Genomic DNA, 23114 nt, shown 5'->3' on the forward strand with positions numbered 1-23114 from the left:
AGATGAAGAAAATACTACTCGGTGTCGCCACTCTGCTGGCGACACTTTCAACTAAAGCCATCGACAATAATGTGGTGGCTATTACTTATAGCGGCAATACCGCTACTATAGAGATTGCCAGCAACATTACCAATTATGTTAGTTGTACAAGCGGCACCTCGTCACATGTAAAACTTGTGCAGAATTCCACATCATCTGCCAACCCTGGTGAGATTATCTATCAACTGAGTGGTACGAGTGATAATGGCGAGTTTTACATGGAGGGCGAATACAAAGCTACCATCCAGTTGAACGGACTGACGCTGACTAATCCCGACAGTACTGCCATACATATCAAGAATGGAAAACGCATCAAAGTGAGTCTCGCCAATGGGACGACCAACACCCTTGCCGACGGAACCACAGACCCTGAGTCGAAAGGCTGTTTCCACAGCAAAGGGCATACGGAGTTTGCAGGAAAGGGCACACTCAACATCAGTAGCAACATACGCCACGCCATCTACAGCAAGGAATACATAACGGTAAAGAACTGTACCATCAATGTGAGCAGCGCTAAAAAGGATGCTATCCATTGCCAACAGTACTTCCTCATGCAGAGTGGCACTATTAATATAACAAGTACTGACGACGACGGCATACAGGTGGAATACAAAGATCCCACGAATCCTACAGGAATCACAACAGACCATGAGGACGAGGATAGTGGAAACTTCTACATGACAGGTGGCACACTGAACATGACCAGCGTGACTGACAAGTGTGTGAAAGCCGATGGTAACATCTCTATGACGGGAGGCACACAAGGCTTCGACACAACCAACATCCTTGAAAAGGCTGCCACTTCCAGCATCGGCCACATTGAAACAGAAAAGGATGCAGAAGGAAGCATCTACGACCTGAACGGACGCATGATGCCAAAGGGCACACTGCAGAAGGGTGTCTATATTATTATAGAAAAAGGAAAGACGAAGAAAGTTGTTCGCTGATGTCGTTTAAGAAAGACAATATTCAAGAGGTGAACAAGAACCGTGTCATCATGGACAGCGACACATATCTGCCCATTGGCGACAACTACCGAGAGGCTTTCAACGACTACCTGAACCAAAAGTTTCTTGGCAGATGAAGAGATATACCGACTTATTCCTTGATTTCGACGACACCCTCTATGACACACATGGCAATGCCGTGATAGCATTGGAGGAGCTCTTTGACACCCTGCAACTAGGACGTTATTTTAAAGACCCTTCCCTTTTCTACGATGAATACTGGAAAGCCAATATCGACTTGTGGACCCGTTATTCGAAAGAAGAGATCACCCGCGACTACCTGATTGTAGAACGATTCAGGAAACCACTGAGTTTTGGAGAGGGCATGAAACCAACAGAAGAGTATTGTCGCATGGCAAGCGACCTGTTCCTGGACTATTGCAGCACAAAACCCGGCCTGGTGGAGGGCGCGCAAGAACTGATTGACTATCTGAGCAAGCAAAATTACAGAATGCATATCTGCAGCAACGGCTTCCACGAGGTACAATACAAAAAGCTGAAAGCCTGTGGACTATACGGACGTTTCGATAGCATCATACTGAGCGAAGATGCTGGTGCCAACAAACCGTCTCAGATGTTTTTCGACTATGCCATGAAGATTTCTGAAGCTAAGCCCGAGACAACGCTGATGATTGGCGACAACTTCAACACAGATATATTGGGTGCTAAAGCAGCAGGACTCGACACGGCCTATTTCAACCGATATCCAGACTATCCTGCCCCAGAACCCGTCACCTATGAGATAACCAAGCTTCAGGAACTTATTGGTATTCTGTGACGGGTGTTTTGTTTTAAAAAAATATAAAATGCTCTTTATATGCACGGATTTTCGTACCTTTGAACGCCAATTTCGGTATTAATTTAGCATAAACATTGATGAGACGACTAATCACGACTATAGCAATCCTAACATTTGTACTTGGTATAAGTGCACAGATATCGAATCCTGTTCATTTCTCGGCCCAGCTGAGAACAGAAAATGGTGTTGATGCGGAAATCATATTCACAGCAAAAATCGACGCAGGCTGGCATGTATACTCTACAGAGCTTGGAAACAACGGTCCCATCTCTGCAACCTTTAATGCAGTGAAGATGGATGGAGTTGAGACTATAGGGAAACTACAAGCAAGAGGTAAGGAAATAAAGCAGTTCGACAAACTCTTCGAGATGGAACTTCGCTATTTCGAACAGGCAGCCACCTTCGTTCAGAAAGTAAAGTTCACCAAGCCCGACTACGATATAGACTGCTACTTAGAATACGGTGCTTGCAATGACCAGGCGTGTCTGCCACCGTCAGAAGCCGCTTTCAAGCAGAAGGGAAAGAGTCCAACAGTTAAGGAAAAGACAGAGAAGGCTGAAGACGTGACAGACCAAGTCACACCTGTCCCTTCCCTCTCAGGAGAGGATACAGACACTGCAGCGATAATGCCGCCACTACAAACAGTAAGCAGCGACAGTCTCTGGTCGCCTGTAGTTGAAGAACTTCGCGCCATGGGTGGTAACGACGCCATTGCCGATCACTCGCTCCTATACATATTACTAATGGGGTTCATTGGCGGGTTATTGGCAGTATGTATGCCTTGCATATGGCCTATCATCCCCATGACTGTCAGCTTCTTCTTGAAGCGAGCTAAGTCGGACAAGAAGAAAGGTATACGCGATGCCTTCACCTATGGCATCTCTATCATCGTGATCTACCTCGGACTGGGTCTGCTTGTAACAGCACTTTTCGGAAGCGACACGCTGAATGCCATGTCAACTAATGCTGTATTCAACATCTTCCTGTTCCTACTTCTGGTGGTGTTTGCACTCTCCTTCTTCGGATGGTTCGAAATAAAACTGCCTGAGAGCTGGGCCAACAGCGTTGACACAAAAGCCACAGAGACCAGCGGTCTGATATCCATCTTCCTCATGGCCTTCACACTGGTGTTGGTGTCGTTCTCATGCACAGCCCCCATTATTGGTCTGCTACTGGTAGAGACCACCACCAGCGGTAATTGGCTGGCCCCTGCCCTTGGCATGCTGGGCTTTGCTGTGGCTTTGGCTTTGCCCTTCACCCTTTTTGCCATGTTCCCTTCATGGCTTAAACAGGCTCCGAAGTCAGGTTCATGGATGAACACACTGAAGATCGTGCTAGGCTTCATCGAACTGGCCTTTGCGCTAAAGTTCTTCTCCGTTGCCGATCTTGCCTACGGATGGCATCTGCTCGATCGCGAAGTGTTCCTCTCACTCTGGATTGTAATTTTCGCATTGCTGGGAGCATACCTCTGCGGATGGCTTAAGTTCCAGACTGATGAGATTGGAGGCAACCTGCATAAGCCCATGCCCGTTGTCTGCATCATGGGCGGATTAGTGTCACTAGCCTTTGCCGTCTATATGATACCCGGTCTTTGGGGAGCTCCCTGTAAGGCTGTAAGTGCCTTCGCTCCCCCTATGAACACGCAGGACTTCAATCTGAACACCAAAACCGTAGAGGCGAAATACACCGACTACGACGAGGGCATGGCCGCTGCAAAAGCACTGGGCAAACCCGTATTGATAGATTTCACAGGCTTTGGCTGTGTGAACTGCCGTAAGATGGAGGCCGCTGTATGGACTGATCCTACTGTGGCCGACATGCTGACGGATGACTTTGTACTCATATCGCTCTACGTAGACGATAAGACACCGCTGGCAGAACCCTTAGAAGTAACTACGAGTCAGGAAGAGACCAAAATCCTGCGCACCGTTGGTGCCAAGTGGAGCTGGCTTCAGAGCCAAAAGTTTGGTGCCAATGCCCAGCCCTTCTACGTGATGCTCGACAACAACGGAAAACCTCTTTCAGCCAGCCGGGCATATGATGAAGACGTGAATGGCTATATCAACTTTCTGAAACAAGGACTATTGAAATACCAGCAGTAAAGAAAATCCTCCGTTGATGACGGAGGATTTTCTTTAGAACTTGAACTTATAACTAATACCGATAAGGTGGCGGTTAGGCTCGTTATCGTCATCGTCAGTGTTCACGCTCTGATAGCGATAGAACGCTCCTAAACTATGCTGCTTTGACAGTTTCCAGTCGACACCTGCGGTATAACGCACTTTCTGCAGGCTCCAGGCATTAAACAACTCCACATTGGCATAAGGTGTCAGAGCCAGTCCCTTCTTATCGTATTCTATCTGCAGGCGGCTGCGCAGTACGTTTTTACCCTTGCCATCATAGGTATGCGCCTTACCATCGTAAGACTTCGTAAGATAGCTCCAGCGCTCATCGACGGTGTATTCAGGACGATAGGTGTACTGCCAGCGTTCACGAAGCGAGAATTTCCAGTCGCCGAACTTCTGACTGGCTGTGAGTGAGACGCTGAATCGATGGCGCGTGCCCCAGTATTTAGCACATTTTTTCGGTTCTCCCACCTCAGCATCGCCATCGAGCACAGCCTCGTCTGTAGCATTGTAATAGCTGATCTTCACATTATTATCGTATAACAGGATATAGCCTGCAGAAGCTTTCAGCCACTTTGCCAGCTTATAGTCAGCTCCCACTCCCACGCTCCAGCGGTCGTTGGTACTGGCATCATCGCGGGTACGCAGCTCACCTTCTAAGTTCAGACTCCACTGCTTATTAAGTTTTTTCTCAGCCTCAAGCGTGAAGTCGAGTCCGAAATCATCAGATTGCGCAAAGCAGAATGACGAATAGGAAATGATAAGGGATAAACCAATCAGTAGTCTTTGTCTGTTCATACTAAAATTCTTTCAATTGATCTTTCGTGAGTTTCAGCGCGTCGCTCATCGCGGGCTGCTCGCCTTCAAAACTCACACGAATCATCGCCATATCGCGCAGGAAGTCGATAGAGCCTATATCTACTTTCACTACCTTCACACCCAGACGTTTTTCCAAATCGGCGATAAGCTCAGGTCTGCGCTCCGGAGTAATCAGGTCAATACGGTCATACTGAATCATGCGTGAGGGATGCGATTTAAGGTGCATCTCACAGAGCCATACAGCCACAGAGATGATGGCATTGGTAAGAATCAGCTCGAACAACGGCACATTTACCGAGACAGCATTTACTAGCGAGAGGGCAATGATGACAAACAGATAAGTCATCTCTCTTACAGGCATTGTATCCGTACGATAGCGCATAATTGAGAAGATGCCAAACAAACCGATACCCACACCCATCGACGTTTTGCCTTTCAGGTCTTCAAGCACAAAGATCATGAAGAAGACAATGAAGAAAATGGCAATCGAGATGAGCATGAACGTGAAGTAGAAGTCACGTCTGCGACTCTTGCGATAATACAAACGGTCGATGATGAGCCATGTCACGACCACGTTAATCAGCAGGCGGACAAACATCATCAGGAAATCATTGGATAACATTAAAAATTCCATATTTTATTCTTTTTACTTTTTCATAATCTTCTCTATGCTACGCAGACGAGGCTTGATGCGATTCCTTCTCAGGCTGTCATTAGTCAAAGCCGAGCCTATGCAGTATTTGCTGAAACCATGTGGATGAATTCTCAACTGAGTGAGCAATGGCAGAATAGGCGAAGGCTGCAATCCGTCGCGCTTCAGCTCTATCACCACGACATCGTTCATAAAACGATAATTACCCGTAGCGATGTTGTGGAACCTCAGGTTTGTGTCTATTGTCAAGCGTTCCGTCTTTGCCTTGTTTACCAGCGTGATACGGTCAAAACGATTCTCCACCTGCTGCAACAGCCCTTCAGGATCGTAGCCCAGATACTGATGCAGGAAGTTCTCGTAGACCTGAGCCTTCACGTCGAATGCAGTGCTTGCTTCAGGATTAAAGCCCTCAGCGGTAATACGTTTTTTCTTCGTACGCCCATGGTTGTTCTTTGTCTTTACCTCCAGAAAGTTCAGTCCAGCGTTCAGATACGAGCGTACCCTCACCTTCTGTCTGCTCAGATGACCAGCTTCGTGGCGATTGTACATCTGACAATCCTCGGTATCAAAATATAAAGTATAATAAGGTGAGATTCTTAAGCCCTGTGTCTCCTGTACGAAGTAATCCTCCTTCGCCAACATGAGCAGCCTGCGAAGCACTGGCACCGTCGTCACGAACTTGGTGTCGATACGGTTCATCAGACGGATGCCACGCATCTCGTCGAGCGTTATCGTGTCATATAGGTTCAGAATCTCTGTCATTGCTTACTCTTTTCTTGCTGCAAAGATAACTATCAATATATTACCGGCCAAAACATTTCAGCGAAACGCTCTGAATCTTCAACGAAGCGTCAGCTCTACCGGACAATGGTCGCTACCCATGATGTCGGTGTGTATCTTCGCATCATCCAAGCGGTCACGCAAGCGGTCTGATATCACAAAGTAATCAATACGCCAGCCAGCATTCTTCTGGCGTGCCTGGAACCGATAGCTCCACCACGAATACTTCACCTCCTCAGGATACTTATAGCGGAAGGTATCGGTAAAACCACAGGCCAACAGGTCGCTGAACTTCTCGCGTTCCTCATCGGTAAAGCCCGCATTGTGGCGATTGGTCTTAGGATTCTTGATGTCTATCTCCTCATGCGCCACATTCAGGTCGCCACAGAGTATCACTGGCTTCACAGTGTCCAACCGTTTCAGATAGCTGCGAAAAGCATCCTCCCACGACATACGATACTCTAGTCGTTTCAGTCCGTCTTGTGAGTTGGGCGTGTAACAGCATACCAGATAAAAGTCTTCCATCTCAAGCGTCACGACACGTCCCTCATGATCGTGCAGGTCGATACCTATACCCAGTTTCACGCTGAGTGGCTGATGTTTAGTGTAGATGGCCGTTCCCGAATAGCCTTTCTTATCAGCATAGTTCCAATAGCTCTGATAGCCATCAAACTCCAGATCCAGCTGTCCGGCCTGCATTTTTGTCTCCTGCAAACAGAAAAAGTCAGCATCCAGTTGCTTGAATATCTCACTAAATCCCTTACCCTCACAAGCACGAAGGCCATTCACGTTCCAACTAACAAACTTCATATGATAATTATTTTGTCTGCAAAGATACAAAAAACTCCCAATTCTTTATTCTAAATTCTTAATTATTTGTACCTTTGCCACCACAAACATTAAAAACCATAACCAAATATGAAAAGAAGCCACTTATTATCACTTTTTCTGATTGGCTGCTCACTATCAGCCTCAGCACAATTGTCAAAGCCACAGGTCGACCTGCCAGACCCTCTGTTAATGAACGACGGCACCACTCGTGTAGAGAATCTCGCTGACTGGACCATACGTCGCCAGCAAATCAGTGAGATGATTCAGCATTTCGGTATTGGCCAAAAACCTGAGGTGAGCCCAGAGGCTATCAAGGCCCGTATGGTAGGTGATACACTCATTGTCGATGTCACCGTGGGCACCGAGACACTTACACTCAGTTCATGCATCCGCTATCCCAACGTAGGCCAACCGCCTTACGCCCTCATGATTGGCACCAGCATGCTCTCGCTGCCCAAGCAGCTTTTCGACAACCGTCCCATTGCCGTGATGAACTATAACGAGGCTCAGGTAAACGACTATACGCAAGGACGGTGGCGTCCTCGGCACGAAAGGGGTGAGCACAACTTCGACCGTCTCTATCCTCATCTTAAAGATAATGGCGCTTATAGCGAATGGGCTTGGGGGTTCAGCCGCCTCATCGACGGTCTCGAACAGTTAGGCCCGGAAGTAACGAAGATAGACGTCAAACGTATTGGTGTCAGCGGCTGTTCATATGCAGGCAAGATGGCACTCTTCTGCGGCGCCTTCGACGACCGTGTAGCCCTCACCATCGCCCAGGAGCCTGGTGGCGGCGGTGCCGCTTCGTGGCGTTATAACTGTGGTGTCGACAGCGTAGAGAATCTCGACCGTACCGACTATCACTGGTTTCTCGAGTCCATGCGCGAACAATTCCACGGCGACAGCGTCTACCTTATGCCCTACGACCACCATGAGCTATGTGCTATGGTTTGCCCACGCGCTCTGCTCATGCTAGGCAATACCGACTATCGCTGGCTAGCCGACGAGGCTGCCTACGTGTCGCTCAATGCAGCACGTAAGGTTTGGGAAAAACTTGGCATCACTGATCGCATTGGCTACTCCATTAACGGAGGCCATGGACACTGCCAATTGCCCGAAAGTCAGTTTCCCGAGGTAGAAGCTTTCCTCGACAAGTTTCTCCTAGGGAAATCTGATATAGACACAAACAACATTCTTATTGCTCCAGACCATTTCAAGAAGACCATTGATCTAAATAAATGGATTAAGTTTTAAGAGAAAAATTAAAAAGGCTCGCAAATCTGCGAGCCTTTTTAATTAATCTTATGGGGGTTAAAACTTCGCCATTTTAATAGCAACTACGGCGCACTCATCGCCCTTATTGCCCAAGCGGCCTCCTGCACGATCCTGAGCCTGCTGCAGGTCGTTAGTAGTGAGCAGACCATAAATGACAGGGATATTACTGGTGGCATTAAGACGTGCAATACCTTCAGTGACACCTTGGCAGATATAATCGAAGTGAGGAGTCTCACCACGGATAACAGAGCCAAGAATAATAACGGCATCATAGCCATCGTTAAGAGTCATCTGACGTGCGCCATATATGAGCTCGAAAGAGCCAGGAACAGTCTTCACATGAATATTCTCTGGCAGAGCACCGTGCTTCTCAAGCGTAGACACACAGCCCTCGAGCAGAGCACCAGTAATCTCGGGATTCCACTCAGCTACTACTACACCGAAGATCATGTTCGATGCATCGGGCACTTTCGTGATGTCGTAGTCAGAGAGATTCTTTGTTGCCATAACTTATTTTGCTGATACGCGCTCAATGTAAGCGTCGATAGTCTGATAGGCCATTGAGTTGAAGTACTTCTCCTTAACGGTCTGATAGAGCTTCAGAGCTTCATCGTTCTTGCCCTGACTCTCAAGAATCTCACCAGCCTGAATGAGGAAAGTGGGTGAAAGAGAGTTGTTGTCGGCCTTCTCTGCAGCCTTCTTCAGATGAGAGACAGCCTTATCGAGCTGATTGAGGTGAGCATAGGCATTACCCAGCGCCCCCTCGGCAGCAGGAGAAATCATCTGATCGTCAGCACCATCATAGTCCTCGAGATACTTAACAGCATCTTCCCACTTGTCAAGCTTAGCATAGCAGAGGCCTGCATAAAGCTTTGCCAGATTGCCAGCCTTGGTGCTGCTGTACTCGTCAGCGAGCTTTGCAAAGCCTTTGAAACTGGCGCTGTCGCCATTGAGAGCCTTCTGATAGTCAGAGGCCTGGAACAACTGCTGTCCCTTGGCTATAGCTGTGCTTGCCTCAACCTCACGGGGTCCTGACACGTAGGTCTTGTAAAGGAATACGCCTGCAATGATGACTACGAGGGCTACCACTGCAGTGATAATGGCCTTCTTATACTTCAGGAAGAAGGCTTCGCTCTGATTCAGGGTCTGCTCCATAGTGGGAGCTGCCTGCTGTTGGTTTGTTGTATTTGCCATATTTATTTTATTTTTTATTATTCACAGCGTTTTTTATCAAAATCGCGTGCAAAGTTACAAAAAATAAATCACAAAGGACACAAAGAACAAAAAAAAATCATTAATGTGGCAAAAAACTTGTAACTTTGCGCCCATGATTCTGAAAAAACTCTCTATCATTAATTACAAGAACATAGCCGAGGCTGAGTTGGAATTATCACCGAAGATTAACTGTATCTTAGGTCCAAATGGTGTGGGAAAGACCAACGTGCTCGATGCAATCTACTATCTTTCGTTCTGTCGCTCATCCAACAACCCCATTGACTCACAGGTGATTAGGCATGGCGAGGAGTTCTTTATGCTGGAGGGAACGTATGAGCCGGCTCTCTGTATCACGGCAGCCATGAAAAGGGGCACGAAGAAACACTTTAAAAGAGACAAGAAAGAGTATAAACGACTGTCGGAGCATATAGGTCTGATACCTATTGTAACGATAACGCCCTCTGATACTTTGCTGATAGAAGGTGGCAGCGAGGAACGACGAAGACTAATGGATATGGTGATTTCGCAATATGATCGCAGTTATATTGAGGCCATGAACCGCTATAACAAGGCTTTGCAACAACGAAACATCATGCTCAAACAGGACGAGGAACCTGACACAGAGGTACTGAGTCTGTTTGAGGAGCAGATGGCTACCGAAGGTGAACACATTTTCAAGTTAAGGGAGGCTTTTGTGAAAGAGCTTATGCCTATCTTCCAGCATATACACGAGACAATAGCCGAGAATCGGGAGCAGGTGAGTCTGAGCTACATATCACACTGCCAACGAGGTCCTCTGATCGACGTGATACAACGTGACAGGCACAAAGACCGTGCGATTGGCTATTCGCTACACGGCATCCATCGCGACGACCTGGAGTTCTGTCTGGGCGGACACCCAATGAAGCGTGAGGGTAGTCAGGGACAGAACAAGACGTTTGCCATAGCACTGAAACTGGCGCAGTTTGATTTCCTGAAGCGAACGAACTCAAAGACGACGCCACTTCTGCTGCTTGACGACATTTTTGATAAACTGGATGCCAGAAGGGTCGAACAGATTGTGAAACTCGTGGCAGGCAATGACTATGGCCAGATATTTATCACAGACACCAACCGCGACCATCTGGACCAGATATTATCAGCCTCGTCGCACGACTACAAGATATTCCACGTAAACAACGGAGAAATCAATGTTTAAAAGAGACGTTCTGCAAATAAAAGACCTGATTATGAAGAATCTGCGGGCACAGGGGCTAGAGACACCTCTGCTACAGAAGCGACTCGTAGACTCATGGCAGGAAGTGGCTGGCGAGATGGTAGCCAGCTACACTAGAGAAGTGTATATCAGGAATCAGACGTTGTACGTTCATTTAACTAATCCCGCCCTAAGAGCAGACCTCTCGATGATGCGTACAGAACTAGTGAAGAAGCTCAACAACCATGTTGGCAGCCAAGTTATTGCCGATATCAGATTCTGCTAAACAACTTCACAGACAGAGATATCGTTTGGGGTCGTTGGCACTTTGTCTATCTTCTGGAAATCAAAACAAACACCGATGGTTCGCGTTCGCACCTTGGAAATCTTACGCAAGAAACGATCGTAATATCCTCGTCCCCTCCCCAACCGATGTCCTTGAGCATCGAAAGCCACGCCAGGCACCATAACAACATCAATCGACGATAAATCAGTAAAAGGCTCTCCTATGGGTTCCATGATATGAAAAGCACCTAAACGCAAATCCTTACTACCTGTGTATCGGCACAACTCCATGGTTGTATCGTCGATGACTTTTGGTAGCAAGACCGTTTTACCATCGGACACCAGTTCATCGATGAGCTGATGGGTACAAACTTCATCAGGCAAAGAATAATATGCCATAATAGTCTGAGCATCTGATAACAGCAGACGAAGACGAGATAGAACAGGAAGCGACAATTCACTCAACTGCTGATGAGTGAACTGTCGCTTGATGGTTTTGATATGCTGTCGGAGTTCAGACTTAAGCATGTGCCATCAACATATCAGAGTGATGAACATGATAGTCGTCGTACAACATAGCAATCCGCTTGCCTTTAGTGGGCTTGACGGGCTTCTGCGGGAAGGCAGTGCCCTCGCGGAACAAACGGAGTGCCTCCTTAATAGAGGGATCATCCTGATTCAGATATTCTGTCCACGCCTGTTCGCTATGGATATTGTAGATGATACGACTCACGACAAAACGTTCCAGGAGTTTATATGATCTCTGAATCATCAAGTTACGACGCTTCAGACCATTCTTATCGGCAAAAGTCACGAACTTCTCTACGATATTCTGGCGTTTGAGATAGTTCTCCATCTCCTTGACTTCTTTCAGCTCAGACAACTTTGCACGATTCTCGTCAGTATAGTTGAAAGCGAACTGCAAAATCAATCCACTCATAGTAGCCTCTTTATAATATGAGGTCATATCAAGTGTGTCTTCTGGAATAAAGATGTCGGGGGTGATTCCGCCACCGCCATAAACAATACGTCCATTATTTGTATGATACTGAGGTCCAGTATGTTTGATACTGTCTTGAGAGAAGAACTCACCATGCTGGAAACGGGTAAGCCAATCATCGTCGTAACGTCCACCATCGTTATATGGTTTCTGAATACAACGTCCAGAAGGAGTGTAATAACGGGCAATGGTAAGACGAATCATTGAATGGTCACTGAACTCCATAGGTTTCTGAACGAGCCCCTTACCAAACGAACGACGTCCGATGATAGTACCACGATCATTGTCTTGAATAGAACCTGCAAGAATCTCAGATGCAGAGGCTGAAGCTTCATCGACAAGCACGACTAAGGGAAGTTGCTGATATGAACCACGACCATCAGCACGATAGTCCTGACGCGGATAGCTACGACCTTCGGTATAGACAATAAGCTGACCACGTGACAGGAACTCGTTGGCTATCTGTACAGCCGACTCAAGGTAGCCACCTGTATTGCCACGAAGGTCGATAACCAGATTACTGAATTTCTGTTGCGACAACTTAGCCAGAGCAATCAGCAGTTCAGGATATGTATTCTCGCCAAAGTTCTTAATCTTAATGTATCCACTCTCATCATCAAGCATATAACAGGCAGTAACACTCTTGGTAGGAATTTCCCCACGAGTGATCGTGATATGCCGAATCTTATTCTCGCCATAACGGATGACACCCAGTTTTACTTTAGTGTCCTTAGGTCCCTTCAGACGATGCATGGCCTCTGCATTGGTACATATCTTACCAACAAAGGCAGAATCATCAACCTCAACAATCTTATCGCCTGCCAAAACACCAGCACGCTCTGCAGGACCATTACCTATGACATTCTGTACACGAATCGTGTCCTGACGAATCACGAACTCAATGCCAATACCAAAGAAAGAACCACGCAAATCATCGTTAGCAATCTCCCCCTCACGGGCTGTGATATAGACAGAATGAGGGTCAAGTTCAGCCAATATCTGAGGCATGGCTTTTTCTACTAGGTCGTTGATATTTACAGTGTCGACATACTGATCATCAATTATGCGGAGCAGGTTGTTAAGCTTGTTACCACTCGAATTGATGATATTAAGTCGATTGCCAGAGAAATGGTTGGCATAGAAGGTGCCAACAAAGATTCCAATGACAACACATAACGCCATCCAGAATGGGATAAAGCGATTTGACTTATTCTTACTCATAATTTCTCACTTTTTTCTTCATCCACATCCATATAAATAACCTCTACACCAGCACGTCGGAGCAGTTCGATACCATCGGTGAGACGGTACTTCTCGCCATAGACCACACGTTTGATACCTGCTTGGATAATGAGTTTTGCACACTCAATACAGGGCGAGGCTGTGATATAGATAGTGGCACCATCGCTATTATTATTACTACGAGCCAGTTTGGTAATGGCATTAGCTTCAGCATGAAGCACATATGGTTTGGTGACATTATTATCATCCTCACACACATTCTCAAAGCCACTGGGTGTACCATTATAACCATCGCTGATGATCATCTTGTCTTTTACCACCAAGGCCCCTACTTGACGTCGTACACAATATGAGTTTTCAGCCCATATACGCGCCATACGCAGGTAACGCTCATCTAGTTTTTGCTGTTTTGATTCCATTTCTTTTCAGTAATGCGTCAATGGTGGGTTCGCCACCCTTGAACCGTTTATATAACACCATAGGATTCTCTGTTCCTCCCTTTGAGAGGATATTTTCGCGGAAGCTCCGTGCAGTATTCTTATCAAAGATGCCATGTTTCTTAAACACAGCAAAGGCATCGGCATCAAGCACTTCAGCCCACTTATAACTATAATAGCCTGCGGCATAACCGCCAGCCATGATATGGGAGAATTGTACCGTCATACAGGTGTCAGGGAGCTGCGGCAAGACCATAGCTTTCTGCCAGGCTTTTTTCTCGAAGGGGATAATATCATCAGTAAAGGCATCTTTCTTTGTGTAATATGCCATATCTAGCAAGCCGAAACTGACCTGACGCATACAGGCGTAAGCCACATTGAAATTGCGGCTCTTGACTATACGATTGATAAGCTCGTCTGGCAATGGCTCTCCCGTCTGATAATGAAAAGCAAAGGTACGCAGGAATTCTTTCTCGATAGCGAAGTTCTCCATAAACTGTGAAGGCAGTTCGACAAAGTCCCACCACACATTAGTACCACTAAGGCTTTCGAAACGGGTATTGGCAAACATTCCATGTAGAGAGTGGCCAAACTCGTGGAGGAAAGTCTCCACCTCGCCCAGTGTCAGTAACGCAGGTTTTTCGTCTGTAGGTTTCGTGAGATTCATAACCACACTGACATGAGGACGCACATCTTTCATATTGTCTGGGCCGAAAGGTTTCTTCACGTCTATGCGTTCTTTCCATTGTCCCTGATATTCCGTCATCCATGCTCCGCCCTGTTTACCTTTTCGCGGATGAAAGTCTGCATAGAAAACGGCAAGGAAAGAACCATCCTCATCGAAAACTTCATAGGCCTTAACATCGGGATGGTAAACGGGGATATCCTTATTCTCCTTAAAAGTGATACCATAAAGACGATTAGCTAAGCCAAACACACCTTCAATAACCCTCGACAACTCGAAATAAGGACGTAACATTTCTGCGTCAATATTATATTTGGCGAGTTGAAGCTTATGAGAATAATATGAAAAATCCCATGGTTCAAGTCTAAAACTCTTACCTTCAATTTTCTTTGCCATGTTTTCAATGGCAGCCACTTCTTTTTTAGCCGTTGGCTTGTAGGCTGTAATAAGGTTGTTGAGTAACTTATATACACTACGTACATTACCTGCCATGCGATGTTTTAAGACATAGTCGGCATAGGTCTTATGCCCCAACAACTGTGCCAGTTCACGACGTAGGTTAATGAGTCGTTTGCATATCTCGATATTATTCTCTGTATTGTCATGTGTACACTCCGTGTTCTTTGCCATATACAACTGACGACGCAGTTCACGCTGAGTGCTATAGGTCATAAAAGGAGAATAAGAGGGGAAGTCGAGCGTAAATACCCACCCTTCTATCTCTTGTTCCTTAGCAGCCAACGCAGCAGCCTCTCTGGCAGTGTCAGGCAGACCATCGAGCTGTGACTCGTCAGTGATATGCAGGGTAAAGGCTTTGTTCTCTTTCAACAAATTCTGTGAGAATTGCAAACTAAGCATTGAAGCCTCCTCGGTAAGTTGGCGCAAACGTTCCTTTCCCTCGGCATCAAGCAAGGCTCCACTACGCACAAAGCCATCATAGCAATTGTCGAGTAGCATTTTCTCCTCTGCCGAAAGTTTACGATGATGACGGTGGACATATTTGATACGCTCAAACAGTTTCTCGTTTAGACGAATATCGTTAGCATGCTTGGTGAGAATTGGACTCATTTTCTGCGCCAAGGCATCCATCTCATCATTGGTCTCTGCTGAAAGCAGGTTGAAAAACACTGTACTGACACGACTGAGCAAATCGTAATAGCCCTCACCATCTTTCTCGTCATCGACATTGATGATTGTATTGTCGAAAGTAGGTTTTTCGGGATTATTAATTATCTTCTCTATCTGCTCATCATCACGGCGGATACCTTCAAGCATTGCCTCCTCATAATCTTCCATACGAATACGATCGAAGGGGGCAGTGTTATGTGGCGTGCCATAGGGCAGGAAAAACGGATTCTGTCTCTCTTTATTTTCGTTCATGATAATACTAACTTCGTTTGAAATACAATTTCAAAGCGCAAAGTTACGACAAAAAAGCGATACAATAATGCTATACTGCATTAAAAAAGCTGAAAATGAAGAAGATTGATGGTTATGGCCTAACAGAAAGGAGGCGTTCGAGTTGTGGAATATTAATCTTTCCGCGACTCAGAGAGATCAGTCCATCATGCTGCATCAAGTTCAATTCATGTGATATATTCAGACGACTGTCATTCAACTCGTCAGCCAGACGATTCATCAGAATATTAAACTGTTTATGACCTGCAGGATAGACACAATGCTGTACAAGAAAACGTATAATACGCTCTCTCAGTGTCAGGGGCTGTCGGAGCCATGTTTGGTGGAAATGCTTCTGAACTTGGGTTGCAAAACTATTCAGTATATTAAGACGGAAAACTAGGAAGTCTTCTGACAGTCGCACCAGTTCTTCTTTATCAATGGTTATGAAATTGACGTCGGAAACAGCAATGAAATCATGCGTATAGCGTTGATGATAGCCAAAGATTCCCTCTAGTTGAACGATATAGGGAGCCGAGATTTGTTCCTCGACAGAATAACCATAATCATCAGCATAGGTCTTAACCCTGACTGTTCCGTTGATTAGGAAATAAAGATGGACACAAGCATCGCCCTTCTTGACGATAGGACGACCAGAGGCAATCTTCAGGAACCCAAAACGAGTATGACCTGCAACGATTTCCAAATCATCACGGCTCATTCCCTGGAACAAGGGGAACTGTAGCAGTTTATCATAAATTTGCAGCACAGGCATGATTATTTCGCTATTTTATCACGTAATGATGGCGAGAACCATACGGCATCATGACCATTCTGATCGCTATAGATAAAGTAAGCCATTAACTCTGGATGTCGATCAAGCACTTGCTGCGCCTTCTCCAACCCCATCACCATAAAAGAAGTCGCATAAGCATCAGCCATCGCACAGCTTTTGGCAAGAACAGTAGCCGAAAGGATGCTATGTTGCACAGGATATCCTGTTTTGGGGTCAACGGTATGTGCGAATTTCTTTCCATCTTTATAATAGAAATTGCGATAATTTCCACTCGTCGCCATGGCCTTATCAGTGACATTTAAGATGGTTTGCAACTCATGACTGATATTCAATGAATCATCCGTTGGCTTGGTAACACCTACGCTCCATGGCTGTTTTTTTTCATTCACTCCACTTGTCACTATCTCACCACCAATCTCAACCATGAAATTCTTAATACCACGGTCTCTAAACAATTTAGCCACTACATCACTGCCATAGCCTTTGGCAATGGCAGAACAGTCGAGCATCATCCGAGGATCCTGTTTCTTTACATATCCATCAACAATTGCCAATTTCTGATAACCCACCAACTGCATCAAGCTGTCAACCTGCTGCTTTGTTGGATGCTGTCCACTCTTAAAGCCAAACCCCCATGCATTGACCAGTGGAGCAACAGTGATATCGAAAGCGCCATCAGTATCTGCAGAGATATTCATTGCCAACTGGAATACATCCATAAACATAGAATCAGGCATTACATCCTTGTTTTGGTTAATGGCAGTGATAATGGATGATTTATTGAAAGGTGACAGCGAGTTATCAACCTTCATAAGTTCCGCCTTGATATATGGTGTAAGATCGGAATCACACTGATAGGTGATGTGGAAAGTCGTTCCGAAGATAAAATCTGTACTTTTCTGATAAGGTACAGACCGTTGCTGATGGATAATCAAGAATGTTGCTACAATCAGGAAAGTGAGAAATGGCAGTTGCCAAAGCAGCTTCTTATTCTTCATATATCAATAATCACATTAAATGTTCCACCTAGACGTGTATCACCATAAATGCCATAACCTGGTACATACCATGTTTTTCCGAAATCGCCATCCTCTGAATGAGAGATGCGGCGCTTATAACGCAAACTCCATCCTAAATGCAGGGGACCGAAAATCTTAGAATCGACACCTACAACAGCCTCAATCCAATGATGACTGCATGAAGCATCTTTAACATCATAGCCCGTATTCCACAACCAAACAGGATCTGGGAAATCAGGACGTGAAATATTGACTTTATAGGATGTGAAAGCATAACGTAAACCTGCATATAGGCGGTTCGAGCCATGCTTATCCTTCAGCATATTCTTATCAATACCAATTCGAAAATAGGGAGCTGATGTATCGTAATGGATATGCGTTACATCGTCGCTGTGATTTGCCTTTCCAAGACCTGCTTCAACAATGGGAAACCACTCATCGTGCAAATTAATTCGCAAGGCACCTTCGTATTGTCCGTTATCTGTAAATGCCATTAATCCCGCCCCAACAAGATCAAAAGAAACAGCAAAACCACGAAAAACAGGAACCGAGTCTTTCTGCAAAGAGAGAAACTTGGTTTGTGCCGTGGCATTAACAGAGGCCACCAGCAATAGCAGGCTAAAGACTGCCCTTCGGATAGAAATAGAAATGAACCGTCTGATAGTCATAAGTCACTGATGGATTTTTTATCACAATAGAATCAATATAGTTACGTGTATATCGAATACCTGTCAGCGTATGAAAGAAAATTGCATTGCAGTCTACCGACTCGAAATGGGGATAGTCGTCTTTCTTTATCCACACCGTATCCGTCACATGCAGATTGTTGTTGCCATTGTCAAAATGGAACATCAGCATATCTTCGGCATGCGAATAGCTAATAGGTAGATTAAACGTTTCTTTATCCACCAACTTATTCAGCAGCGTAGTATCCTGTCCGTCCATCCGAACGGATGTCACTGTCAGCGTGTCGCTGAGCGCCAACTCGTTGCCCTCACTATCATAGACATTATATATCGTTTCTACAATACTATTTACAGGGCAGTCGACACTAGAGCATGCCGCCAGCAACAACACAAACAATATGTAGGGTAAGCGTTTCATATTGTTTCTTCTATTTGGTAGTCATTGCGTCCACTCGACGAACGGCTAATCAAGTCGCCAATAAATCCTGTCAAGAACAACTGGGTTCCTATGATCATCATCGTAAGTGCAATATAGAAATAAGGAGAGCTTGTCACTAAACGCTGGGGGATATTGTTTGCAAGACACCACAATTTGTCAGCTCCAATCCAGCTTGCTGCTACAAAACCGATGAAGAACATGATAGTGCCCAAGAATCCGAATACGTGCATGGGTTTCTTACCGAATGTAGAGAGGAACCAAAGTGTCAGCAGGTCAAGATAACCATTCACAAAACGGTTGAGACCCATAAATTTGGATGAACCATATTTTCGTGCCTGATGCTGAACAACTCTCTCACCAATTTTATCAAAACCCGCATTCTTAGCCAAATAAGGAATATAACGATGCATCTCGCCATAGACCTCAATATTCTTAATAACCGCCTTGCGATATGCTTTCAAACCGCAGTTGAAATCATGAAGGTTCTTAATACCGCTGATTTTACGGGCTGTTGCATTGAAAAGCTTTGTAGGAATCGTCTTCGAAATTGGATCATATCGTTTCTGCTTATAGCCGCTTACCAAGTCATAGCCTTCTTCTTTAATCATACGATAAAGTTCAGGAATCTCGTCTGGCGAATCCTGCAAATCAGCATCCATCGTAATAACCACATCGCCCTGTGCTTTCTCAAACCCACAATACAGAGCCGGACTTTTACCATAGTTACGACGGAACTTGATGCCCTTCACAATATCGGGCTGTTTCTTGTTCAATTCCGAAATAATCTCCCAAGAATGATCGGTAGAGCCATCATTGATAAAAATCACTTCGTAACTGAAGTTATTCTCATTCATCACACGCTCTATCCAACTATAGAGCTCAGGAATCGACTCATCCTCATTATAAAGAGGTATAACTACTGATATATCCATATTCTTACTCTTTTACTTTTACCGTATTACGCTGCTTTATTAATCCAATAGGCACACCTAACAGGAAACCTAATGATATATTAATTGTCAGCATATTCAGTGCATAATCAATCGGTCGGGTATTGGACATCTCTTTCAAACTTTCATCCATCATCTCTGTCATACGATATTGCTGAAGCATCTGCCGCGTCTCATCAGACATTACCATCTTCGAAAACTCACTCAGAAGATAGCCATGATCTATAAAGGCGAAGTAGATATACTGAGCAATGGCAAAAAGAATACCGCCATAAAAGAACACAAAGACAGTATAAGCATAGCCACGGCGGAAAGAAATCAGTCCTTCAAGACCATGGTCACGAAACTTCCCGAGCCTTGAACCAACAAAAAAGGGTGTATAAATCATTAATAAAATAGCTGCCAAACCAAACATCTGATTTTTCACACCTATTATATATAATGAGAATGCAGCCACCCAAAGAAGTGCCAACAACGCACCATCCTGTCGGGCAAAGGCCTTTAACTGTATATATTCTGGAGCTGTCATTTTTAACAATTATCACTTACAAGGTGCAAAAATACGCATTTTCTCGCAGATAAGTAGTGGTTTGGCCCAAAAAATCGTTAAAATACAAAACTTTTCACTTCTCACTTCTCACTTCTCACTTTTTTGTTGTACCTTTGCACCCGCTTTCGAGCAAAAACGGGCAGTCCCGTACGGCCAGCTCCCTCGGAATCCCCCAGGGTGGGAACGCAGCAAGGGTACTTGGTTGTAGCGGCGCGATGCGGGTAGCTGCCCACCCGCCTCTTTAGCTCAGTTGGCCAGAGCACGTGATTTGTAATCTCGGGGTCGTTGGTTCGAATCCGACAAGAGGCTCAAAAGTTATTATACGGTATGTATCGGATGATACATGCCGTATTTATTTATCCATCCACTCGTCCTATAGCTATAGATAATTATTGTTAAATAAGAAGACATATCCATTGCTGGACGGAAAGAATTTCATATCTTTGCGATATCAGATTGATATCAAAAGAATAATTCAACTTATAAAAACTTATCATTATGGAGAATAAGGAATATACTTTCAAAGGAACAGTTTTGAACGGATTTCTGATGCTGTTCGTCAACAGCATCATTCTAGTTTTATCATTAGTCGGCATCGTATATAGCATCATCCTGCTCGACGGCACTAAAGGTACCGAAGGAGGATGGCTGCTTGGTGGCTGCATTCTGATGCTCATAGCAGATATCATCATGTGGTTCGGACTCATGATGCTCGAGCCCAACGAAGCAAAGGTTACCACCTGGTTCGGCAAGTATAGCGGCACCTTCGCTCAGACAGGCTTCTATTGGATTTGTCCTTTCTATGGAGCCAAGAAAGTATCGCTGCGCGCCCGTAACCTCGACGCAGAACCTATCAAGGTAAACGACAAGACAGGCAATCCTATCATGATAGGCCTCGTACTCGTATGGAAACTGAAAGATACCTACAAGGCTCTCTTCGAGGTCGACTCACAGACCATGGCCTCGAATCCAAATGCCATTGGTTCCGACACAAAAGGACTGATGAACGCCCTCGAAAACTTCGTCCGTGTTCAGAGCGATGCAGCCCTTCGACAAGTGGCGGGCCAATATGCCTACGACGATGAAGACACAAAGGCTGGTGAACCGACCCTCCGTTCAAGTGCCGACGAGATCAACGAGCAACTAGAACAGAAACTCGACGAACGTCTGGCGCTTGCTGGCATCGAGGTTATCGAGGCACGCATCAACTATCTCGCCTATGCCCCAGAGATTGCCGCTGTCATGTTACGTCGTCAACAAGCATCAGCCATCATTACAGCACGTGAGAAGATTGTTGAGGGGGCAGTATCCATGGTGAAGATGGCGCTCGATAAACTCTCTAAGGACAACATCGTCGACCTCGACGATGACAAGAAGGCTGCCATGGTCAGCAATCTGCTCGTCGTGCTCTGTGGCGATGAATCAGCACAGCCAGTAGTCAATACAGGAACACTGAATCACTAATCAATGGCTGAGAAAACGACCAAAAGTTTCATCCTCCGCGTTGACGCAGAGACGATGAACGCTATAGAGGCCTGGGCTGCGGACGAGTTCCGCAGTACCAACGGCCAGCTACAGTGGATCATTACAGAGGCCCTGCGCAAAGCCAAACGCCTGCCCAAAAAGAAACGACCAAACACCAACGACGAAAATAATAATGAATAAAAGATGAAGGAAGAAATAAAAGTATACAGGACGAAGGAGGGAACCATCTTTGAGGTAATCTTCCTAATACTAGCTATTGTGGTATGGGGACTAATTATCTGGTTCGTTAAACAAGCACCGGACATTGTTCCCACACACTTCGACGCTTCAGGTAGCCCCAATGCATGGGGCTCGGCTGTGAGAATCAGTATTCCATGTGCTATCATAACGATAGTGGGGATCAGTATGATGATCTTATGCTATTTCCCAAAATGCTTCAACTTAGCAGAAAAGCACAAGACACCACGTAACTACGCCCTCAGCATCCGTATGTTACGAATCTTCGGCCTATTTATGCTACTTCTGGCACTAGTCATTGCCTGGACATCCTTACGATCGACAAGCCATAGCCCTATCCCTATCATCTCCATTATCGTTATTATGGTCATCATTGCCATCTACACATCCATTGCAACTCATAGAAACTAACATGTCATTCTGACTTCATAATATCTTTCAGCGATAGTTTGTACTTGATGATTTCGCGGGCTGTCTCTTTGTCAATCGTGAAGACATGATTGAACACCCCAACTGACACCATTCTAAAGTCCCCTTTGTAAATGATTACTCCCACATTGTAGAAGGTGTGATCACGCACGATTAGATTCGATTTTAAATAAGCATCAACCACATTGATAGCTAATACAGTACCAATAGAAGCTATCGTTTCTTCCACATTACTCTCATTCATCTCAGCATTAATCACCTCAGATGCCACCCTCTTCACAGCCTCATAATGAGTAGTTCTGTCAGGACAGGTCATCATCAACATCACACCAATAACAACTGGTAATAAAATAACAAATAATAGTTTCTTCATCTCAATATGAATGATCTCATATAATTCAATATCTTCAGTAACAAAACGAAAGAGCCCTGAACCTTTTCGGATTCAGGGCTCTCAAATAAAAGTGGCGGCTTCCTACTCTCCCGCATTGCATTGCAGTACCATCGGCGCAGGCGGGCTTAACTTCTCTGTTCGGAATGGGAAGAGGTGGGACCCCGCTGCAATAACCACCTGATATGGGTATTGACACTGTCGACACAAGAAACCTCAGTAGAAGCCCGTTTCAGAAACAACTACATCTGATAATATCAGCATACAGCGAAAGATCTCGGGCAATTAGTAGTGCTCGGCTTTGACGTCACCGTCTTTACACCTGCACCCTATCAACGTCATCGTCT

27 protein-coding genes, 1 tRNA gene, 1 rRNA gene and 1 other RNA gene are annotated in these 23114 nt (G+C 45.4%); 12 read left to right on the forward strand and 18 right to left on the reverse strand.

The window, feature by feature from the left end:
• Window positions 1–2 precede the first annotated feature (2 nt).
• The 4 genes from T325_RS10525 (at window position 3) to T325_RS10535 (ending at window position 3947) form a co-directional block, all read left to right on the forward strand.
• Window positions 3–986 carry a carbohydrate-binding domain-containing protein gene (locus T325_RS10525; protein ID WP_036913375.1) on the forward strand — a complete coding sequence of 328 codons (984 nt, stop codon included), beginning with the start codon at window positions 3–5 and terminating at the stop codon, window positions 984–986.
• Window positions 986–1123, forward strand: a complete 138-nt coding sequence (locus T325_RS12740; protein ID WP_177172002.1) for a hypothetical protein — start codon at window positions 986–988, stop codon at window positions 1121–1123. Before T325_RS10525 ends, T325_RS12740 begins: the two co-directional genes overlap by 1 nt.
• The gene (locus T325_RS10530; protein ID WP_036913378.1) at window positions 1120–1824 is read left to right on the forward strand and encodes a YjjG family noncanonical pyrimidine nucleotidase; all 705 of its coding nucleotides are present in this window, start codon (window positions 1120–1122) and stop codon (window positions 1822–1824) included. The genes T325_RS12740 and T325_RS10530 overlap by 4 nt, the downstream gene beginning before the upstream one ends.
• Before the next feature lie 98 nt (window positions 1825–1922).
• Window positions 1923–3947 carry a protein-disulfide reductase DsbD family protein gene (locus T325_RS10535; protein WP_036913380.1) on the forward strand — a complete coding sequence of 675 codons (2025 nt, stop codon included), beginning with the start codon at window positions 1923–1925 and terminating at the stop codon, window positions 3945–3947.
• Window positions 3948–3980: 33 nt separating this feature from the next.
• Here the strand turns inward: T325_RS10535 and T325_RS10540 are convergent, their stop codons facing one another.
• The 4 genes from T325_RS10540 to T325_RS10555 all read right to left on the reverse strand — a co-directional run bounded on the left by T325_RS10540 (window position 3981) and on the right by T325_RS10555 (window position 7032).
• Entirely contained in the window at window positions 3981–4769 is a 789-nt protein-coding gene (locus T325_RS10540; protein ID WP_036913383.1) for a DUF2490 domain-containing protein, read from the reverse strand.
• Between the two features lies 1 nt (window position 4770).
• Window positions 4771–5424, reverse strand: coding sequence for a DUF4956 domain-containing protein (locus tag T325_RS10545; RefSeq protein ID WP_036913385.1), 654 nt, complete (start codon window positions 5422–5424; stop codon window positions 4771–4773).
• A 12-nt stretch (window positions 5425–5436) separates the two neighbouring features.
• The gene (locus T325_RS10550; protein ID WP_036913387.1) at window positions 5437–6204 is read right to left on the reverse strand and encodes a polyphosphate polymerase domain-containing protein; all 768 of its coding nucleotides are present in this window, start codon (window positions 6202–6204) and stop codon (window positions 5437–5439) included.
• A 78-nt stretch (window positions 6205–6282) separates the two neighbouring features.
• A complete protein-coding gene (locus T325_RS10555) occupies window positions 6283–7032 on the reverse strand; it encodes an exodeoxyribonuclease III (RefSeq protein ID WP_036913390.1) in 750 nt (249 codons plus the stop codon).
• A 108-nt stretch (window positions 7033–7140) separates the two neighbouring features.
• On the opposite strand from T325_RS10555, the gene T325_RS10560 reads away from it, so the two are divergent.
• Window positions 7141–8307 carry a glucuronyl esterase domain-containing protein gene (locus T325_RS10560; RefSeq protein ID WP_036913392.1) on the forward strand — a complete coding sequence of 389 codons (1167 nt, stop codon included), beginning with the start codon at window positions 7141–7143 and terminating at the stop codon, window positions 8305–8307.
• Window positions 8308–8364: 57 nt separating this feature from the next.
• Here the strand turns inward: T325_RS10560 and ribH are convergent, their stop codons facing one another.
• Together ribH and T325_RS10570 are read right to left on the reverse strand one after the other, a co-directional pair.
• A complete protein-coding gene (gene ribH / locus T325_RS10565; RefSeq protein WP_036913395.1) occupies window positions 8365–8835 on the reverse strand; it encodes a 6,7-dimethyl-8-ribityllumazine synthase in 471 nt (156 codons plus the stop codon).
• Window positions 8836–8838: 3 nt separating this feature from the next.
• Window positions 8839–9522 (reverse strand): tetratricopeptide repeat protein, encoded by a 684-nt coding sequence (locus T325_RS10570; protein ID WP_036913398.1) that lies wholly within the window; start codon window positions 9520–9522, stop codon window positions 8839–8841.
• A gap of 133 nt (window positions 9523–9655) precedes the next feature.
• On the opposite strand from T325_RS10570, the gene T325_RS10575 reads away from it, so the two are divergent.
• Together T325_RS10575 and T325_RS10580 are read left to right on the forward strand one after the other, a co-directional pair.
• Entirely contained in the window at window positions 9656–10741 is a 1086-nt protein-coding gene (locus T325_RS10575; protein WP_036913401.1) for a DNA replication/repair protein RecF, read from the forward strand.
• On the forward strand, window positions 10734–11024 hold the full coding sequence (locus T325_RS10580; protein ID WP_036913403.1) for a DciA family protein: 291 nt from the start codon (window positions 10734–10736) through the stop codon (window positions 11022–11024). The genes T325_RS10575 and T325_RS10580 overlap by 8 nt, the downstream gene beginning before the upstream one ends.
• Here T325_RS10580 and T325_RS10585 read toward each other — a convergent pair.
• The 10 genes from T325_RS10585 to T325_RS10630 form a co-directional block, all read right to left on the reverse strand.
• Window positions 11021–11551, reverse strand: coding sequence for a 5-formyltetrahydrofolate cyclo-ligase (locus T325_RS10585; protein ID WP_036913407.1), 531 nt, complete (start codon window positions 11549–11551; stop codon window positions 11021–11023). The genes T325_RS10580 and T325_RS10585 overlap by 4 nt on opposite strands.
• The gene (locus tag T325_RS10590; protein ID WP_036913411.1) at window positions 11544–13244 is read right to left on the reverse strand and encodes a S41 family peptidase; all 1701 of its coding nucleotides are present in this window, start codon (window positions 13242–13244) and stop codon (window positions 11544–11546) included. The genes T325_RS10585 and T325_RS10590 overlap by 8 nt, the downstream gene beginning before the upstream one ends.
• Complete coding sequence (locus tag T325_RS10595) at window positions 13241–13684, reverse strand: deoxycytidylate deaminase (RefSeq protein ID WP_036913414.1); 444 nt, start codon at window positions 13682–13684, stop codon at window positions 13241–13243. Before T325_RS10595 ends, T325_RS10590 begins: the two co-directional genes overlap by 4 nt.
• Window positions 13656–15767, reverse strand: coding sequence for a M3 family metallopeptidase (locus T325_RS10600; protein ID WP_036913416.1), 2112 nt, complete (start codon window positions 15765–15767; stop codon window positions 13656–13658). The genes T325_RS10595 and T325_RS10600 overlap by 29 nt, the downstream gene beginning before the upstream one ends.
• 112 nt (window positions 15768–15879) lie before the next feature.
• A complete protein-coding gene (locus T325_RS10605) occupies window positions 15880–16560 on the reverse strand; it encodes a Crp/Fnr family transcriptional regulator (RefSeq protein WP_036913418.1) in 681 nt (226 codons plus the stop codon).
• Window positions 16561–16562: 2 nt separating this feature from the next.
• The gene (locus T325_RS10610; RefSeq protein ID WP_036913421.1) at window positions 16563–17579 is read right to left on the reverse strand and encodes an FAD:protein FMN transferase; all 1017 of its coding nucleotides are present in this window, start codon (window positions 17577–17579) and stop codon (window positions 16563–16565) included.
• A complete protein-coding gene (locus T325_RS10615; protein ID WP_036913423.1) occupies window positions 17576–18268 on the reverse strand; it encodes a DUF6048 family protein in 693 nt (230 codons plus the stop codon). The genes T325_RS10610 and T325_RS10615 overlap by 4 nt, the downstream gene beginning before the upstream one ends.
• A complete protein-coding gene (locus T325_RS10620) occupies window positions 18219–18704 on the reverse strand; it encodes a DUF6452 family protein (protein WP_036913426.1) in 486 nt (161 codons plus the stop codon). The genes T325_RS10615 and T325_RS10620 overlap by 50 nt, the downstream gene beginning before the upstream one ends.
• On the reverse strand, window positions 18701–19657 hold the full coding sequence (locus tag T325_RS10625) for a glycosyltransferase family 2 protein (RefSeq protein WP_036913428.1): 957 nt from the start codon (window positions 19655–19657) through the stop codon (window positions 18701–18703). Before T325_RS10625 ends, T325_RS10620 begins: the two co-directional genes overlap by 4 nt.
• 4 nt (window positions 19658–19661) lie before the next feature.
• Entirely contained in the window at window positions 19662–20204 is a 543-nt protein-coding gene (locus tag T325_RS10630) for a DUF4199 domain-containing protein (RefSeq protein ID WP_036913431.1), read from the reverse strand.
• Between the two features lie 157 nt (window positions 20205–20361).
• Here T325_RS10630 and ffs point away from each other — a divergent pair.
• The 5 genes from ffs to T325_RS10650 all read left to right on the forward strand — a co-directional run bounded on the left by ffs (window position 20362) and on the right by T325_RS10650 (window position 22358).
• An RNA gene (gene ffs, locus T325_RS12620) (signal recognition particle sRNA small type) lies at window positions 20362–20460 on the forward strand.
• Window positions 20461–20534, forward strand: a tRNA-Thr gene (locus T325_RS10635).
• 189 nt (window positions 20535–20723) lie between these two features.
• The gene (locus T325_RS10640; RefSeq protein WP_036913434.1) at window positions 20724–21689 is read left to right on the forward strand and encodes an SPFH domain-containing protein; all 966 of its coding nucleotides are present in this window, start codon (window positions 20724–20726) and stop codon (window positions 21687–21689) included.
• Between the two features lie 3 nt (window positions 21690–21692).
• Complete coding sequence (locus T325_RS10645) at window positions 21693–21890, forward strand: type II toxin-antitoxin system antitoxin (RefSeq protein WP_036913436.1); 198 nt, start codon at window positions 21693–21695, stop codon at window positions 21888–21890.
• Between the two features lie 3 nt (window positions 21891–21893).
• Window positions 21894–22358: a DUF1648 domain-containing protein gene (locus T325_RS10650; protein ID WP_036913440.1), complete on the forward strand. Its 465-nt coding sequence runs from the start codon at window positions 21894–21896 to the stop codon at window positions 22356–22358.
• Window positions 22359–22362: 4 nt separating this feature from the next.
• On the opposite strand, the gene T325_RS10655 is transcribed toward T325_RS10650, so the two are convergent.
• Together T325_RS10655 and rrf are read right to left on the reverse strand one after the other, a co-directional pair.
• Window positions 22363–22704 (reverse strand): hypothetical protein, encoded by a 342-nt coding sequence (locus T325_RS10655; RefSeq protein ID WP_146063128.1) that lies wholly within the window; start codon window positions 22702–22704, stop codon window positions 22363–22365.
• 134 nt (window positions 22705–22838) lie between these two features.
• Window positions 22839–22951: ribosomal RNA gene (gene rrf, locus T325_RS10660) — 5S ribosomal RNA — on the reverse strand.
• Between the last annotated feature and the right edge of the window lie 163 nt (window positions 22952–23114).

The sequence above is a fragment of the Prevotella sp. FD3004 genome (assembly GCF_000746155.1).
Lineage (GTDB): Bacteria > Bacteroidota > Bacteroidia > Bacteroidales > Bacteroidaceae > Prevotella.